Annotated in this window: 18 protein-coding genes; 4 read left to right on the forward strand and 14 right to left on the reverse strand. The window is 64.0% G+C overall.

Translation table 11 applies throughout. From position 1 onward, the window contains the following. Positions 1-79 precede the first annotated feature (79 nt). Entirely contained in the window at positions 80-862 is a 783-nt protein-coding gene (locus APH44_RS24750; RefSeq protein WP_054895053.1) for a class I SAM-dependent methyltransferase, read from the reverse strand. A 94-nt stretch (positions 863-956) separates the two neighbouring features. On the opposite strand from APH44_RS24750, the gene APH44_RS24755 reads away from it, so the two are divergent. After that, on the forward strand, positions 957-1580 hold the full coding sequence (locus tag APH44_RS24755) for a hypothetical protein (protein ID WP_054895054.1): 624 nt from the start codon (positions 957-959) through the stop codon (positions 1578-1580). Between the two features lies 1 nt (position 1581). Here the strand turns inward: APH44_RS24755 and APH44_RS24760 are convergent, their stop codons facing one another. The 7 genes from APH44_RS24760 to ppc form a co-directional block, all read right to left on the reverse strand. Continuing rightward, entirely contained in the window at positions 1582-2271 is a 690-nt protein-coding gene (locus APH44_RS24760; RefSeq protein WP_054895055.1) for an extensin family protein, read from the reverse strand. Positions 2272-2277: 6 nt separating this feature from the next. Then, positions 2278-3108 (reverse strand): oxaloacetate decarboxylase, encoded by an 831-nt coding sequence (locus APH44_RS24765; RefSeq protein ID WP_054895056.1) that lies wholly within the window; start codon positions 3106-3108, stop codon positions 2278-2280. 27 nt (positions 3109-3135) lie between these two features. After that, complete coding sequence (locus APH44_RS24770; protein WP_054895057.1) at positions 3136-4005, reverse strand: DUF72 domain-containing protein; 870 nt, start codon at positions 4003-4005, stop codon at positions 3136-3138. Between the two features lie 3 nt (positions 4006-4008). Then, complete coding sequence (locus tag APH44_RS24775; protein ID WP_054895058.1) at positions 4009-4305, reverse strand: hypothetical protein; 297 nt, start codon at positions 4303-4305, stop codon at positions 4009-4011. 131 nt (positions 4306-4436) lie between these two features. Then, positions 4437-5105, reverse strand: a complete 669-nt coding sequence (tsaB, locus tag APH44_RS24780) for a tRNA (adenosine(37)-N6)-threonylcarbamoyltransferase complex dimerization subunit type 1 TsaB (protein ID WP_054895059.1) — start codon at positions 5103-5105, stop codon at positions 4437-4439. 87 nt (positions 5106-5192) lie between these two features. After that, on the reverse strand, positions 5193-5843 hold the full coding sequence (gene adk / locus APH44_RS24785; RefSeq protein ID WP_054895060.1) for an adenylate kinase: 651 nt from the start codon (positions 5841-5843) through the stop codon (positions 5193-5195). A 259-nt stretch (positions 5844-6102) separates the two neighbouring features. Then, positions 6103-8730, reverse strand: a complete 2628-nt coding sequence (ppc, locus tag APH44_RS24790; protein ID WP_054895061.1) for a phosphoenolpyruvate carboxylase — start codon at positions 8728-8730, stop codon at positions 6103-6105. Between the two features lie 156 nt (positions 8731-8886). On the opposite strand from ppc, the gene APH44_RS24795 reads away from it, so the two are divergent. From APH44_RS24795 to APH44_RS24805, 3 genes are all read left to right on the forward strand, one after another. Continuing rightward, complete coding sequence (locus APH44_RS24795; RefSeq protein ID WP_054895062.1) at positions 8887-9231, forward strand: hypothetical protein; 345 nt, start codon at positions 8887-8889, stop codon at positions 9229-9231. A 244-nt stretch (positions 9232-9475) separates the two neighbouring features. After that, positions 9476-9889: a DUF4398 domain-containing protein gene (locus APH44_RS24800; RefSeq protein WP_054895063.1), complete on the forward strand. Its 414-nt coding sequence runs from the start codon at positions 9476-9478 to the stop codon at positions 9887-9889. A gap of 50 nt (positions 9890-9939) precedes the next feature. Beyond that, positions 9940-10722, forward strand: a complete 783-nt coding sequence (locus APH44_RS24805; RefSeq protein ID WP_054895064.1) for an OmpA family protein — start codon at positions 9940-9942, stop codon at positions 10720-10722. Positions 10723-10794: 72 nt separating this feature from the next. On the opposite strand, the gene APH44_RS24810 is transcribed toward APH44_RS24805, so the two are convergent. From APH44_RS24810 to lysS, 6 genes are all read right to left on the reverse strand, one after another. Further along, entirely contained in the window at positions 10795-11121 is a 327-nt protein-coding gene (locus APH44_RS24810) for a hypothetical protein (protein ID WP_054895065.1), read from the reverse strand. Then, the gene (locus tag APH44_RS24815; RefSeq protein WP_054895066.1) at positions 11118-12041 is read right to left on the reverse strand and encodes an alpha/beta hydrolase; all 924 of its coding nucleotides are present in this window, start codon (positions 12039-12041) and stop codon (positions 11118-11120) included. The genes APH44_RS24810 and APH44_RS24815 overlap by 4 nt, the downstream gene beginning before the upstream one ends. Then, positions 12013-13290, reverse strand: a complete 1278-nt coding sequence (locus tag APH44_RS24820; RefSeq protein WP_054895067.1) for a flavohemoglobin expression-modulating QEGLA motif protein — start codon at positions 13288-13290, stop codon at positions 12013-12015. The genes APH44_RS24815 and APH44_RS24820 overlap by 29 nt, the downstream gene beginning before the upstream one ends. Positions 13291-13352: 62 nt before the next feature. Then, positions 13353-13901: a hypothetical protein gene (locus APH44_RS24825; protein WP_054895068.1), complete on the reverse strand. Its 549-nt coding sequence runs from the start codon at positions 13899-13901 to the stop codon at positions 13353-13355. A 30-nt stretch (positions 13902-13931) separates the two neighbouring features. Beyond that, a complete protein-coding gene (locus APH44_RS24830; protein WP_054895069.1) occupies positions 13932-14684 on the reverse strand; it encodes a TetR/AcrR family transcriptional regulator in 753 nt (250 codons plus the stop codon). Positions 14685-14827: 143 nt separating this feature from the next. Then, entirely contained in the window at positions 14828-16330 is a 1503-nt protein-coding gene (lysS, locus tag APH44_RS24835; protein WP_054895070.1) for a lysine--tRNA ligase, read from the reverse strand. Positions 16331-16371: the final 41 nt, after the last annotated feature.

Here is a 16371-nt window from a genome sequence, read left to right on the forward strand (position 1 = left end):
CTTCAGGCAAGCACCTGTCAGCCCTCACGCAATCACATTGCAAACACCTTGGAAAGCCATGCTCAAAAGCTGGCTTACCCTAAGCCTTCAACGCCTTCTTCGGATAGATATCATAGCGGCTGGACTTGCCTTCCAGGCTATGACTCGGCTTTGGCCCGTCGATGATCGGCGCCTTGCGCGGGCGCTTGACCACCACCCGGTGGCTGGCCAGCGCCAGCGCCGCCTCCAGCAGTGCAGGAGCATCCAGGTCGTCGCCCACCAGCGGGCGGAACACGCGCATTTCCTTCTTCACCAGCGCGCTCTTGTCACGATGCGGGAACATCGGGTCAAGGTAGATCACCTGCGGCGCCTCGCCCTGCCAATCGCGCATGCGCTCGATGGCGTTACCGGTCAGCAGGCGCATGCGCTCGACGATCGGCGCCACTTCGGCATCCAGGCGCCCACGCGCCAGGCCATCCTCGAGCAACGCAGCAATCAACGGCTGACGTTCGATCAGGGTCATCTGGCAGCCCAGACTCGCCAGCACGAAGGCATCCTTGCCCAGGCCCGCAGTGGCATCGAGCACCTGGGGGCGAACGCCTTGGGCAATACCGACCGCCTTTGCGATCATCTGTCCATTGCCGCCGCCGAACAGACGCCGATGCGCCGCCTGCCCTTCGACGAAATCCACCCGCACCGGGCCGGGGGCCTGCGGGCCCAATTGCTGGATCTGCAGACCATCAGCACCGATTTGCACAGCGAACTCCGCCGCGTCATCCACCTGCGGCAGGCCCAGACGCTGCGCCCATTCCTGTGCCTGCGCCTGGAACGACGCCGACAGCGCCTCGACCCTGATACCTGTGCCCTGCTCTTGCTCTGCCATCCGATCCCGCACTCGAAAAAATTAATGAAACCCCGGCCACGGCCGATAAAAGCTCTATCCGCTATTCTGCCAGAGCACAACGCGCGCGACTGCCATGTCAGATACTCTTCCCATCGGTTTGACCTACCTGTCGCCAGTCGGCAACTACGGTCGCCAGAATACCCAGGCACTGGGCGGCGTCAGCCACCTGTGGCAGGACTTCTTCGCCCGCGCGATGGCCGAGCAGTCCGCAGAAGAGCAGGACAGCTTCAGCCAGGCATTGACCCGCCAGTACGACAAGGACAGCGGCGAGCCACTGGGTGGCGCCAAGGCGCTGGCATTGATCGAAATTCAGCGCGCGCTGCCGGTTCAGGATACCGAGGTGCGTCCGCCAGAGCCGCTGTTCCTGCCCAAGGCGGAACTGGAAGCCAACCTGCTGGAGCCGGCCCCCGAACCCTTCAGCGCCAGCGAACTGATCGAGCAGCAGCGCCAGCTCGACCTCAACGGCAGTTGGCTGCGTCCGCTGGTGATGAACCAGGGCCATCCTTCGCCCGAGCCGGGCCCTGCGCCTTCGCCGCGCCCGCTGCACCTGCCGATCGCCGAACTGGAAAAGTACCTGCTAGAGCCGGCCCCGGAACCCTTCGACGACGCAACCCTCGCCAAGCAGCAGACCGACCTGGAATTCGACACCCATTGGGCGCGCCCGGTGGTGCTGAACAACGTGCGCGTACACGCCTGAATCAGCGACAGACCTGCCACCGCCCCGCATCCAGATGAAAGTGATTTGCGTGGGCGGCGTTGTAGTCAGGCCCAAGCACCGTACTGAAGCTCTCGCAGGCCGCGTCGCGCGCTTCGCGCAGGAATTGCGCCTTCGCCCCGCCCGCCTGCCAGTCTCGCGCCAGCACGATGCGCTGGCCATCCTTCAGACGAAAACCGCTGATGTCCAGGGCATTGGCCGTCGCGTGCTGGCTAAGCCGCCCCTGCTCGCGATGATAGACATTGCGACAGGCAAAACTGCCCAGGTGATCCACCTGTGCCACCGACTGGCCAAACACACGCTGCGCCGCAGGCTGCAGGCCGTGAGTCTCGAACAGCGCATAGGCCACCGCCAGCGGACAACTGGCGAGAAAGCTGCTGCTCAACCGCGCCTCGCCAGCGTCGATACGCCATACGTTGCGTAACGGACAACGCGCCGTTTCCGGGCTGTCGGCCTGTTCCCGATAACGCAGCGCTGAGGTTTGCAGTGCCTGTCGACACAGGTCCGGGTCGTCACGCAGGCGTGACAGCTTGTAGGCCGTCAGCAGGTTCGGCGGCTGACGCACATCCAGCGCCGCCCAGGGGTTCCACGCCGCCGGGGGGCGCCAGCCGAGATACCAGGCAACAGCGCCTGCGACCATCACCCCGCCCAGCACCGTCGCCAGCAAACGCATGGCCGATCAGCGTCGGAACAGATCGTTGAGCTGGGCGAACGGCACCGCCTGCTCGCCGTAAGCGAAGGTGCCCTGGTCGCGGATCTCCAGCGCCGCACGCTGCAACGCCCCCAGCGCTGCCCTGGCCATTGATGAACCCACACTGATGCGCCGCACGCCCAGGTCCTGCAACTGGTTCACCCCCAGCGGCACGCCCGCCATGCCCATCAGCACGTTGACCGGCCTGGGCGCAACGGCCTGCACCACTGCTCGTATCTCATCGACGCTGCGCAGGCCTGGGGCATAGAGCACATCGGCACCGGCCTCGGCGAACGCTTGCAGCCGCTTGATGGTGTCATCCAGGTCCAGGCGCCCGTGCAGCAGGTTTTCTGCGCGGGCACAGAGAGTGAACGGGAAAGGCAGGCTGCGCGCCGCCTGCACTGCAGCGCGTACGCGCTCGACGGCCAGGCCGAAGTCATGGATGGGGGAATCGCGGCGACCGCTGGCGTCCTCGATCGAGCCGCCCACCAACCCGGCCTCGGCGGCACGCAGGATGGTCTGCGCGCAGTGTTCGGGCAGGTCGCCGAAACCGTTCTCCAGGTCTGCGGCCACCGGTAGGGGAGTGGCATCAACGATGGCCTGGGCGTTGGCCAGGGTTTCATCGAGGCTCAGAGCGCCCTCGGCATCAGGACGGCCCAGACTGAAGGCCAATCCTGCGCTGGTCGTGGCAAGTGCCTCGAAGCCCAGCGCAGCCAGCAGCTTGGCGGACCCGGCGTCCCAAGGGTTGGCGATGACGAAGGCGCCATCACGCTCGTGCAACATCTTGAAGGCTTCGGCTCGCAGGGTTTGCACATCCATGATCAGGTCTCCGGCAAGGTCTGGGGGTCAGAGTAATCCCAGTTGTTCGACCTCAGGTGCGCGCGGCAATTCCGGCAAGGCCGCCAGGCCCGGCAACCGCACCATGAGGCGCTGGTGAAAGTGCTGGGCCAAGGCGGCAGCCAGGCGGTTGTCGGAGGTGTGCAGGAAAATGTACGGGCAACGCCCCTCCTCGATCCAGCCGGCGACCTTGTCTACCCAGGGTGTGAGAAAGCTTTCGTTGGCAGCCAACTCCGGATGACCGATGAAGCGCACCTGCGGATGCTGGCTGAAGGCGGCCGGACGCGGCGGCACCTTGGGCTTCTTGGCCTGCGCGTGCAGCACCGCCGGGTCGCGCGACGTGCAACTGAACAGTGCCCGCGGATCCAGGCAGATCCGCTCCACACCGCGCTCATGCAACAGTCGGTTGAGCAGGCGCTCTTCATCGCCACGGGCGAAGAAGGCATCGTTGCGCACCTCGACAGCCACTGGCACACCGATCTCGTCGAGAAAGTGACTCAGTTCCGCCAATCGGGCCGGGCCGAACAGCGCTGGCAGTTGCAGCCAGTAGGGGGAGACTCGCTCGCCAAGCGGCGCCAGCAGGCGGGTGAAGTCCAGCGCGGATTCAAGCTGATCACGCAGATCGCCCGCATGGCTGACGTCACCGGGAAACTTCGCAGTGAAGCGAAACCGCTGGGGCATGACCTGGGCCCAGCGCTCGACCGTGGCGGGCGCAGGACGGGCGTAGAAGGTGGTGTTGCCCTCGACCGCATTGAACACCTGGCTGTACAGGCCAAGGTATTCAGCAGGGCGGGCGTCGGCGGGATAGAGGTAGTCGCGCCAAGCGTTCTCGCTCCATGACGGACAACCGAGGTGATAAGGCAGAGGCGATGGATTCATCCATCAAATGTACAGGTCCAACCCCAGCACTTCCATCTCCCAATCGGTGAAACCGGCGGTGCTGAGGTAGCTGGCCAGCGCAGTGGCGGTGCGGCGGTCACGGGCGCGGGGGAATACCATGTCCTGCTGACGCGCAGGCAGGCCGGCGCTGCGGCGGTTGGCGCGGGCAATCTGCTCGGCTTCGTCGTCTTCGACGTCCTCGATTACCTGTGCATCGTCGATGCTCTCGTCGCGCACCAGCGCCTTGCGCGGGGCACGCTTGACCGGATAGGACTGTGAGGAGAAACCGTCGATGCGCATGATGGGTGCACTCAGGAGCAATGATGGCAATCTAGCAGCATCAGGCTTCCATCACCAATGCGCGTGTGATAACTGGACCACAGTTCGCGCAAAAGGTTTTATCTCGAACGGCAATAGCCGACGAACTGCACTCAGCGCGCCTTGGGCGTAGCGACGTTATCGCGCAGATAGACCGGTTGCGCCTGTTCGGCTGCAACCGCCTCGCCACGCGCCCAGGCATGACCGGCCAGGCTGAGGATATCCAGGGCATGCGGCAGGGCCTGGGCATCGCAACGCTCGACCTGCACCGCCAGACGCTCGCCATAACCCCAGCCAGTGCCGGCACCGAACCACTGGCCGGCTTGGGGCAGTGCCACCCGCTCAGGGGCGATCACCCGCTCCTGATCGAGCAGGCGCATTTCGCCATCGTGCGCCTGGTAGCAGCCCCAATACACTTCGTCCATGCGCGCATCGATGGCCGCGGCCACCTGCTGCACACCCTGTTGGCGCAAGGCCCCCTGGGCCAGGGCGGCGAGGTTCGACACCGGCAGCACCGGCCGTTCGAGGGCGAACGCCAGCCCCTGGACCACACCGATGGCGATGCGCACACCCGTGAAGGCCCCAGGCCCACGGCCAAAGGCGATGGCATCCACTGCACTCAGGGCGATACCGGAGTCGGCGAGCACCTGCTTGATCATCGGGAGCAGCTTCTGCGCATGCTGGCGCGGAATCACCTCGTAATGGCTGGTCACCTTGCCGTCATGCAGCAGGGCGACGGAACAGGCTTCGGTGGCGGTATCCAGGGCCAGCAGGGTGGTCATCGAACGTGTATCCAGGCGAAAGGGAAAAGAGCGGCAGTATAAACGACAACGGCCCGCAAGCGGGCCGTTGTAAAACGCAGAGGCCGATCAGCTCAGGGCTGCCAGCACCTTGGCGGTGATCGACTCGACCGAGCCGACGCCCTCGATGTGGGCGTACTTGGGCTTGCCGGCGTTGTCAGCCGACAGCTTCTGGTAGAAGGCCACCAGCGGCTTGGTCTGGCTGTGGTAGACCGACAGGCGGTGACGCACGGTTTCTTCCTTGTCGTCGTCGCGCTGGATCAGGTCTTCGCCGGTGACATCGTCCTTGCCTGCCACTTTCGGCGGGTTGTACTGGATGTGGTAGGTGCGGCCCGAGGCCAGGTGCACGCGGCGACCGGCCATGCGACCGACGATCTCTTCGTCGTCCACGGCGATTTCGACCACGGCGTCAATGTCGACACCTGCAGCGACCATGGCCTCGGCCTGCGGAATGGTGCGCGGGAAACCGTCGAACAGGCAGCCATTGGCGCAGTCTGGCTGAGCGATGCGCTCCTTCACCAGGCTGATGATCAGATCGTCGGAAACCAGCTGGCCGGCGTCCATGACTTTCTTCAGTTCCAGGCCCAACGGGGTGCCGGCCTTGACAGCGGCACGCAGCATGTCGCCAGTGGAGATCTGTGGAATACCGAACTTTTCGGTGATGAACTTTGCCTGAGTACCTTTACCGGCCCCGGGAGCTCCCAGCAGAATTACGCGCATCTTGTGCTCCTCATATTTTTTTATTGCAAATCAATGGATTCGGCGTTCAGGGCCAAGTCCGGAAAATCGGATCAGACCGGAAAATCGGTCAAAAGGCTGATCAAGATACACAGCGCCCGGCAGCCAGACAAGCGTTCCAAAATTGCACGAAAGCCCATCTGGCGCCGTTTTGCCGAGCAGGTTGCACCCATCGCAACCTACCCCGATACACCCCGTGCCTGCACCACCGTGCAGCCTGCTGCTGCGCTGCCGAACGGCCTCAGCCGGTGTTGCGCAAACCGGCGGCAATACCGGCCACGGTCACCAGCAGGGCCTGCTCCAGCGGGCTGTCCAGAGCGGCTTCGCGCACCCGCGAACGAGCCAGCAGCTCGGCCTGCAGGCGGTGCAGCGGGTCCAGGTAGGTGTTGCGCAGGCTGATGAATTCCAGGGTCTCCGGGCTGTGTGCCAGTAGCACCCGCTGGCCGGTCAGGCCCAACACCACCTGGCACGACTGCGACAATAGGTCGCGCAGATGCGCACCCAATGGCAGCAGCGCCGGTTGCACTAGACGTTCGTCGTAGGCCCTGGCGATTTCTGCATCGGCCTTGGCCAGCACCATCTCCAGCATGTCGATGCGGGTGCGGAAGAACGGCCACTGCTCACGCATCTGCCCCAGCAGCTCACCCTGGCCGCGCGCCAGGGCATTGCTCAGCGCCGTTTCCCACCCAAGCCAGGCCGGCAGCATCAGGCGCGTCTGGGTCCAGCCGAAGATCCACGGGATGGCCCGCAGGCTTTCGATGCCGCCCGCCCGGCGCTTGGCCGGCCGACTGCCTAACGGCAGGCGTCCAAGTTCCTGCTCCGGGGTGGATTGACGGAAGTACTCGACGAAATCGGGGTTCTCGCGAACCACCGCGCGATAAGCCTTCACCCCATCGGCGGCGAGCTGGTCCATGAGTTCGCGCCAGGCAGGCTCGGGCGGTGGCGGCGGCAGCAAGGTCGCTTCGAGCACCGCCGCCAGGTAGAGATTGAGGTTCTGCTCGGCGATTCCCGGCAGGCCGAACTTGAAACGGATCATCTCGCCCTGTTCGGTCGTGCGGAAACGCCCCGCCACCGAACCTGGCGGTTGGGAAAGAATCGCCGCATGGGCCGGGCCACCGCCACGGCCGACGGTGCCGCCACGGCCGTGGAACAACAGCAGTTCGACTTGGTGTTCGCGGCAGATGCGCACCAGGTTTTCCTGCGCCCGGTACTGCGCCCAGGCGGCTGCAGTGGTACCGGCATCCTTGGCCGAGTCCGAGTAACCGATCATCACCTCCTGCGGCCCGTGCAGGCCGGCACGGTAGCCCGGCAGGCCGAGCAGTCGTTCCATCACCGGGCCTGCGTTGTCCAGGTCGGCGAGCGTTTCGAACAGCGGCACCACGCGCATCGGCCGTGTCAGGCCGGCCTCCTTGAGCAGCAGTTGCACGGCCAGCACATCCGATGCTGCGCCAGCCATGGAGATGACATAGGAGCCAAGCGATGCCGCTGGTGCTGCAGCAATCTCGCGGCAGGTGGCAAGCACCTCGGCAGTCTCGACCTCGGGCTGGAAATGCGCGGGCAACAGCGGCCGACGATTCTTCAGCTCGGCCTGGAGGAAGCTCATGCGCTGTTCTTCGTCCCACTCGGCATATCGCCCAAGCCCGAGATATTCGGTGATTTCTGACAATGCGTCGCGGTGCCGGGCCGCATCCTGACGCACGTCCAGGCGCACCAGGAACAGGCCGAAGGTCACCGCCCGGCGCAGGCAGTCGAGCAACGGGCCGTCAGCGATCACACCCATGCCGCAGTCGTGCAGCGACTGATAGCACAGTTGCAGTGGTTCGATCAGTTCACGATTGTCGGCGAGCACGTCCGCACCGGCAGGCTGCGGACCGGCCAGCGAGGCATGAGCCCAGGCCCGGGTGGCACGCAGGCGATCGCGCAGTTGCTTGAGGAAGGCGCGGTAGGGCTCGGCGCTGTCACCCACCTTGGCGCGCAGGGCGTCACTGGCCTGTTGCATGGACAGTTCGGCGGCGAGGTAGTCGATATCGCGCAGGAACAGGTCGGCCGCCATCCAGCGTGCCAACAACAGCACCTCGCGGGTGACCGGGGCAGTGACGTTGGGGTTGCCATCGCGGTCGCCACCCATCCACGAGGCGAAACGCACCGGCGCCGCTTCCAGCGGCAGGTGCAGGCCCGTGGCCTCGAACAACGCCTTGTCGACCTTGCGCAGGTGGCTGGGAATCGCCTGCCACAGGGAATGCTCGATCACCGCAAAGCCCCATTTGGCCTCATCCACCGGCGTTGGCCGGGTGCGTCGAATCTCCTCGGTGTGCCAGGCCTCGGCGATCAACCGGCGCAGGCGCTCACGCACCTGCTGGCGCTCGGCCGGCGTGAGGTCGCGATGGTCCTGCGCGGCAAGCTGCGCGGCGATGGCATCGTATTTCTGGATCAGCGTACGCCGCGCCACTTCGGTGGGGTGGGCAGTGAGTACCAGCTGGATGTCCAGCTTGGCCAGTTGCCGGGCCAAGGCATCGTTGCCATGCCCTGCCTGCTTGAGGCGCGCCAGCAACTCGGGCAGAGCACGATCCTCGAACGGCGCCGGTTGGTCGGCACCACGGCGATGGATCAACTGGTACTGCTCGGCAATGTTGGCCAGGTTGAGGAACTGATTGAAGGCCCGGGCAACCGGCAACAGGTCATCGTCTGCAAGATCGCCGAGGGTGGAGCTCAACTGCTCGGCCGCGCCACGGCGATCGGCCTTGGCGCTGTGACGGATATCCTCGATCTTCTGCAGGAATGCCTCGCCATGCTGCTGGCGGATGGTCTCGCCCAGCAGTTCACCCAACAGATGGACATCCTCACGCAAGCGCACATCGATATCGGTCATTGGCTCTCCTCATCGCGCGGTCCACCCGCGCCGCCGCCCAGGTCATTGCCCAAGAGTGCCCACAGGCGCCCCCGCAAGGCAAGCCGGGATCGGCCAATGCAACTAAAGTAAAGAGACGGCCCTCACAGCTCATGCCATGGTTTTACAGAGGTCATCATGAAAATCCGCGAGCTCGCACAACATTGGGAACAGAACGCCGCCGGCACCCTCAGCCCCACCGGGCACCACCTGCACCTGGACCTGGAATCCGAAGCGCGCCTGGCAGCCTTGGTCGAGATGTACCCCAAGCGCACCACCGAAGAATTGCTCGGCGAACTGGTTGCCGCCGCGCTCGAAGAACTCGAAGCCAGCTTCCCCTACGTGAAGGGCCAGCAGGTGATCGCCACCGATGAAGAGGGTGATCCGCTGTACGAAGATATCGGCCCCACCCCACGTTTCCTCAGCCTGTCGCGGCGGCATCTGCACGACCTCAGCCACCCGCTTCCCAAGCGCGACGCCTGAGCTGGAAGGCCCGCGAATACTGCCGCGCACGGCAATAGTTCCGTAGGAAAAGCACTGACTGACCAGTCAGAAATAATTACGAAGCCTACGCAACTTTTTCTGAACTATTCTGAAAATGCTCAAGTCGGAGCCAATAGCCATCACGCAAAAACCCTGCACGCATGGTGTTTGGCTTTGGACTCGAGCACATGCGTATGTCAGGGAGCGATGGACTGCCACGGACATCGTTATCAGGAGTGATCCAATGGAGTTGACCACCATGAAGACCCGCACCGAAAAATTCCCGTCCAACTCTCTGCGCGGGCTCAAGCTGGCCGCGCTGGCGCTTGGCAGCAGCCTGGTACTGGCTGGCTGTGCTGGCAACCCGCCGACCGAGCAGTATGCGGTGACCCAGTCTGCCGTGAACTCTGCCGTCAGCGCAGGCGGCACCGAGTTTGCCGCCGTGGAGATGAAAGCGGCGCAGGACAAGTTCAAGCAGGCGGAAATCGCCATGCATGACAAGAAGTACGACGAAGCCAAGCGACTGGCAGAACAGGCCGAATGGGACGCCCGCGTTGCCGAGCGCAAGGCACAGGCAGCCAAGGCCCAGAAAGCCGTGCAGGATGCCCGCCAGGGCGTTCAGGACGTACGTGAGGAAGGCCTGCGCAGCGCCCAGTGAGGCCTGCCCGGTATTCCCCTGCCTTCGTTATCGATCAAAGGATGAACACAATGCGCAATTACGTAATGATCCCTGCCCTGTTGGCCCTGAGCGTCGGTCTGGCTGCGTGCTCGCACGACCCGAACGCCAACCTGGAATCGGCCCGCACCAACTTCTCGGCGCTGCAGAGCGATCCGCAGGCGAGCAAGCTGGCAGCCCTCGAGACCAAGGATGCCCAGGACTGGCTGAACAAGGCTGACAAGGCCTACATGGACCGCGAAGACGAGAAGAAGGTCGATCAACTGGCCTACCTGACCAACCAGCGAGTCGAAGTCGCCAAGCAGACCATCGCCCTGCGTACCGCCGAAGCCGATATCAAAAATGCGGCGGCGCAACGCGCCCAGGCCAAGCTGGACGCCCGCGACGCGCAGATCAAGAAGCTGCAGGACAGCCTCAACGCCAAGCAGACCGACCGCGGTACGCTGGTGACCTTCGGCGACGTGCTGTTCGACTTCAACAAGGCTGACCTGAAGAGCAGCGCCCTGCCGAACATCACCACCCTGGCCAACTTCCTCCAGGAAAACCCGGAGCGCAAGGTGATCGTCGAGGGCTATACCGACAGCGTCGGTTCGGCCAGCTACAACCAGGGCCTGTCGGAGCGTCGCGCCGAAAGCGTGCGCCGTGCGCTGCTGCGTGCCGGCATCGACCCATCCCGCGTGGTCGCCCAGGGCTATGGCAAGGAGTATCCGGTCGCGGACAACTCCAGCAACTCGGGCCGTGCGCAGAACCGTCGCGTGGAGGTGACCATCTCCAACGACAACCAGCCAGTTCAGCCGCGTTCCACCATGCGCTGATACAGGTTGCGTGAGTGATATGAAAAACCCGCCTTGATGGCGGGTTTTTCATGCCTGGGGAACAGCGATGGGTCACCGCACCTGCTGCGGCGTGTCCTGGCCCATGCAGCGGATCGCCCGCTTGCGGTTGTCGACCAGCACGCCCGTCAGGCCCTTCTGCTGGGTGTCGAACAGCACCAGCACACCCTCGACGCACTGCGCCACCTGCGGCGATGGATCGAGAGAAACCCGATAGTCTTCGCCCGGGATGGTCTTGAGCATGGTGTAGTCCTGCAGCAGCAGGGCGTCCTCGGGCTTAGCGAAATGCAGGTAGCCGTAGTACCACAAGGCACCCACCGTCACGATGATGCTGCCGACACCGGTCAGGATCAGCGGGATGGCGTTGCGTTCTTCACTCATTGCTCATTCTTCTCGTCAGGGTAGTTCGGGACTTCCGCCAGTCGGCGCAGGCCGTTGAAGTGGCTGGGGTCGTCGAGGAAGCGCAGCATCACCTGACGCCAGGTCGGGTCGGCGAAGGTCTGCACATGGTCGCCGCGGGTCAACTGCAACACGCGGGGCGGCGGGGCATGCTGGTACAGGCGGATACCGTTGGCCATGGGCACCAATTTGTCATCGATGCTTTGGAAGAACAGCTTGGGTGGGCTGTCCAGGCGTTCGATGGAGTGAATCGCGCTGTCAGCGTCCGGCACCAGCCACGACAGCGGCACCTGCAGCGGCCAGGTCATCCACGACGTGCTCAGGGCGAAGCGCCCGACGTCGCGGTAACTCGCCGGCACGCCATCGAAGACCAGCGCACTGAAACGCTGGCGCTGCTCGGGATGGCCGGCCAGGTAATGGATGGCCATCGCACCACCCAGGCTCTGGCCGAGCAGCACCAGCGGCTTGCCCTGCACCTCGGGCGCCTTGCCCAGCCAGTCCAGCGCAGCGTCGATATCCTCGTAGACCGCCGGCAGTGTCGGCGTGCCCTGGGACAGACCATAGCCGCGGTAATCGATCATCAGAACCTGATAACCCTGCTCGGGCAACCAGTAACTGCCACCCAGGTGCCAGGCCAGGTTGCCACCATTGCCGTGTAGATGCAGCACCGTGCCCTTGACCTCGACGCCTGTCTTGGCCGGCAGCCACCAGCCATGCAGGCGAGTGCCATCCTCGGTGGTCAGCGTGACATCGCGGTATTGCAGGTGCGCTCGCTCGGGGGTGAACGGCTGACCCGGCTCTGGATAGAACAGCAGGCTGCTGCAACCGGCCAGGCAGGTCAGTCCGAGCCCGAGCAACAGGGTGCGGCAACGCTTAGAGAATGTTCGCGTAGTCGGCTTCAATGCGATCCAGGCTCAGGTGATTGAGGAAGTTGGAGAAACACATCCAGGCCGACAGCGCGTTGAGGTCGCGGAACTGTTCGGGCAGGTACTTCGGCGGTTCCACCAGGCCCTCCTCGACCAGTTGGCGCAAGGTGCGCATGTCTTCCAGCGTGGTCTTGCCGCAGAACAGCAGCGGAATCTGCTCCAGCTTGCCCTTTCTCACAGCCAACTGAATGTAGTTGTAAACCATGATGAAGCCTTTGAGATAGGACAAGTCCTTGGTAAACGGCAGGCCATTGGGTACCGAACCGCGGAATACCCGGCTGGCATTGCCATAGCTTTCGGCCATCTCGAAGCCCTGGCCACGGAAGAACTCGTATACCTGCAAAAAATCGGCGCCCTGCTCCACCATGTGGATGGCGCGGGTGCGGTTGGTCAGCTTGCGCAAGCGGCTGGGGTAGGAGGCGAAGGCGATCACCTCCATGAGGATGGCCAGGCCCTCCTGGGTCACGGTCGACGAGGGCGGCCCCTTGGCCAGGAAGGTGCAGATCGGCTGGTTCAGGCCGTTGAGCGTGGTGCCCACGTGCACCAGCCCTTCGTGGACTTCCAGCGCGCGTACGTCGCGGCTGTTGAACATGGCATCGGCGCGCACCTTGATGTAGTCGGCACCGGCCGCCGCATCGGCCACGATGCCATCGGACTCGAACACGCGGATGGTTTCTTCTGCCTCGCCGAAGACCTTGTTCAGGCGGCGCTGGAGGATTTCCACCGCCTCCTTGGCCGTGAGGTTTTTCGGCTCGTCCTTCAGGTCACCACGGCCATCGATGTTGTTCAGGTAGTCCGAGAGCATCAGCCCCAGGTCGGCCAGGGTCGGGTCACCCGCGTGGAACGCGTCGGAGGCGGCGCCGTAGAGCTCCTGGGAAATCAGGCCGAAGTCCTCGGTGCCGCGCGCTTCGAGCATGCGCACCACCATGCGGTATTCGCGGCACATGCGCTTCATGATCTGCCCGACCGGGTTGAACTGGCCGAGCTGGCGGATGATGTCGCGCTCGATGGCCTGGAACTCGGCCTTGACCGCGCTCGAGTCGAACGACAGCGGACGGTTCTGGTAATAGGCGCGGTCCACCGCAGGTGGCTCCTTGCCCTTGGCCTTGAAAAAGCCCTGGCGAATGCCGTCGTCCCATTTCACCGCGTCCAGGACCCGGATCGGGGTCTGGGCCGCGACGATACGGTCGGACAATGCGCGGATGGTTTGCTGGTATTCGTCCACCGGGGACTCCTTGTAAGGCCCTATTCGCGGGCAAGCCCGCTCCCACAGGTACGCGGTATCCGCTATTTGCCAGCCCGTTGGAACCGCGCCACCTCGACGAACAGGTCGGAGTTGGCCGGATCGTCGAGGTAGGCCAGCACCCGCTCGGCGGGGCTGTCGATCAGCACACCCGGGCCATTATCCTCGGGCACCTCGGTGCTGCGTCCGCTCAACTCCTTGTTGTTTACAGCCTGCTGGACCTGCTCGACGTCAAGGTTGTAGACCACCAGTTGCTTGCCGTCGACGACCTCGAAACCGCCAATCAGGAACTTGCCCCCCAGCCGCTTGGGCACGCCGGCAGACAGGTACCAGCGGTTGCCATGGCGCGACACACTGAAAGTGTATTCCTCGGCGGCCTTGCCCTGCGTACGGGCCACGGCCTTATAGGTGTTACCGCCAACGCGGCTGATGGTCAGCTTCAGTGGCTGGCCCCAGGCATCCTTGCTGCTCCATTGGCCCAGCAAGGCCTTGGGGGCCGGCTCATTACTGGCCAGCGGTTCGTCGAAGGTCACCAGACACCCGCCCAGCAGCAGGAACGACAAGGTCAACAACAGCACACGCCAGGCTTTCATCAGGTTCTCCTTGAAAAGATCGGCTGCGCCTCAAACCGCGGCCAGCACCAAGTGCAGGTAACGGGTAAGGATAGCGAGCATCTGCCCATCGGCCTGGGCGTTCGCTTCTTTGAGCAGCCCTTGATATTCCATCTGCTCGATGATGGCCGTCAACACCAGGGCGTCCTGCTCGGGCTGGCGCGAGCCCACCACCTGAAGCATCTGCCGCGCGCCATGCAGCAGGATCTGCTCATGGGCCCGCACCAGTTCGGCCAGACGGGGGCACAGCAGCGCCTCCTGGCGGAAGGCCTGCTCGGCCATCAGGAAGTCGCGGCGGTTGTACAGCTGGCGGGTCACATAGTCGGCGGTCATGCGCGCCACTTCGTCGGCAAGGCGTGCACGGGACTGCGGGCTGCAGTCACCCTGGGCCAGCAACTGGCGCAGCACCACTTCGGTGTTGGCCCAAAGCTTGGCCATGTAGGCGGCGCTGCGTTCGACGTACTGGGCGAAGGTATCGGTGAGCAGGTCTTCGATATCCTTGAAGTAATAGGTGGTGGCCGACAGCGGCACCCCGGCCTCGGCCGCTACTGCGCGGTGGCGCACACCGCGCACACCGTCGCGCACGACGATGCGCATGGCCGCGTCGAGGATCTGCTGGCGGCGTTGCTCGCTGCCCTGGCGGCTGGTCTTGCGACCCTGGTACTGCACGCTCTCGGCGACGGCGTTGGCTACGCCGGCGGCGCCTTGCTGGGCGTTTGCGGGGGGCACGGTAGGGACCTCGGTGTCTGTCTGGGGGATGTTCATTGTCTGTACCGGCCCTCGCGGGGCAAGCCCGCTCCTACAGGTACAGCGCCGTAGGAGCGGGCTTGCCCCGCGATAGGGCCGGTACAGAGACTACACAGCCAGGCAAGAAAAAGCCGCCCCGAGAGGCGGCTTTTTCAAATCACTCAAGCCTGCGGACGCATGTGCGGGAACAGGATCACATCGCGAATCGACGGCGAGTTGGTCAACAGCATCACCAGACGGTCGATACCGATACCTTCACCTGCCGTAGGCGGCATGCCGTACTCCAGGGCACGCACGAAGTCGGCATCGTAGTGCATGGCTTCGTCGTCACCGGCGTCCTTCTCGGCGACCTGCGCCAGGAAGCGCTCGGCCTGGTCTTCGGCATCGTTGAGCTCGGAGTAGGCGTTGGCGATTTCGCGACCACCGATGAACAGCTCGAAGCGGTCGGTCACGGCCGGATTGTCATCGTTGCGACGGGCCAGCGGCGACACTTCGAACGGATACTCGGTAATGAAGTGCGGCTGCTCCAGCTTGTGCTCGACCAGCTCTTCGAAAATCATCACCTGCAGCTTGCCCAGACCTTCGTGGCCCAGCACCTTGGCGCCAGCCTTCTTGGCGATGGCGCGGGCCTTGTCGACGTCCTGCAGGTCGGCGGCGGTCAGCTCCGGGTTGTACTTGAGGATCGAATCGAACACCGACAGGCGCGCGAACGGCTCGCCGAAGTGGAATACCTTGTCGCCGTACGGCACGTCGGTAGTACCCAGTACCAGCTGCGCCAGCTCGCGGAACAGCTCCTCGGTGAGGTCCATGTTGTCACGGTAGTCGGCGTAGGCCTGGTAGAACTCGAGCATGGTGAACTCGGGGTTGTGCCGGGTCGAAACGCCTTCGTTACGGAAGTTGCGGTTGATCTCGAACACTTTCTCGAAGCCACCAACAACAAGGCGCTTGAGGTACAGCTCCGGCGCGATGCGCAGGAACATGGCCATGTCCAGAGCGTTGTGGTGGGTTTCGAACGGCTTGGCCGCAGCGCCGCCTGGGATGGTTTGCAGCATCGGCGTCTCGACTTCGAGGAAGTCGCGCTCGATCAGGAATTTGCGGATATGCGAGATCACCTGCGAACGCACACGGAAGGTGTGACGGGTTTCCTCGTTGACCATCAGGTCGACGTAGCGCTGGCGGTAGCGCTGCTCGGTGTCGGTGAGGCCATGGTGCTTGTCCGGCAGCGGACGCAGCGACTTGGTCAGCAGGCGCACGTCGGTCATCTCGACGTACAGGTCGCCCTTGCCCGAGCGAGCCAGGGTACCTTCGGCGCTGATGATGTCGCCCAGGTCCCAGGTCTTGACCGCGGCGAGGGTTTCTTCGGGCAGGGTCTTGCGGTTGACGTAGACCTGGATGCGCCCGGTCATGTCCTGGATCACCATGAACGAGCCACGGTTGAGCATGATGCGACCGGCAACCTTGACCGGGATCGCGGCTGCTTCCAGCTCTTCCTTGGTCTTGTCCGCGTATTGCTTCTGCAGATCGTTGCAGTAGCTGTCGCGACGGAAGTCGTTGGGGAAGGCGTTGCCCTTGGCACGCTCGGCAGCAAGTTTTTCCTTGCGCAGGGCGATCAGGGTGTTTTCTTCCTGTTGCAGGTCTTGCGATTCGGTCTTGAGGTCGCTCATGTCGTCATTGTTTCCATCAGGTATTCGGTGCCCCTGTCGGG

The sequence above is a fragment of the Pseudomonas sp. NBRC 111143 genome (assembly GCF_001320965.1).
Lineage (GTDB): Bacteria > Pseudomonadota > Gammaproteobacteria > Pseudomonadales > Pseudomonadaceae > Aquipseudomonas > Aquipseudomonas machongensis.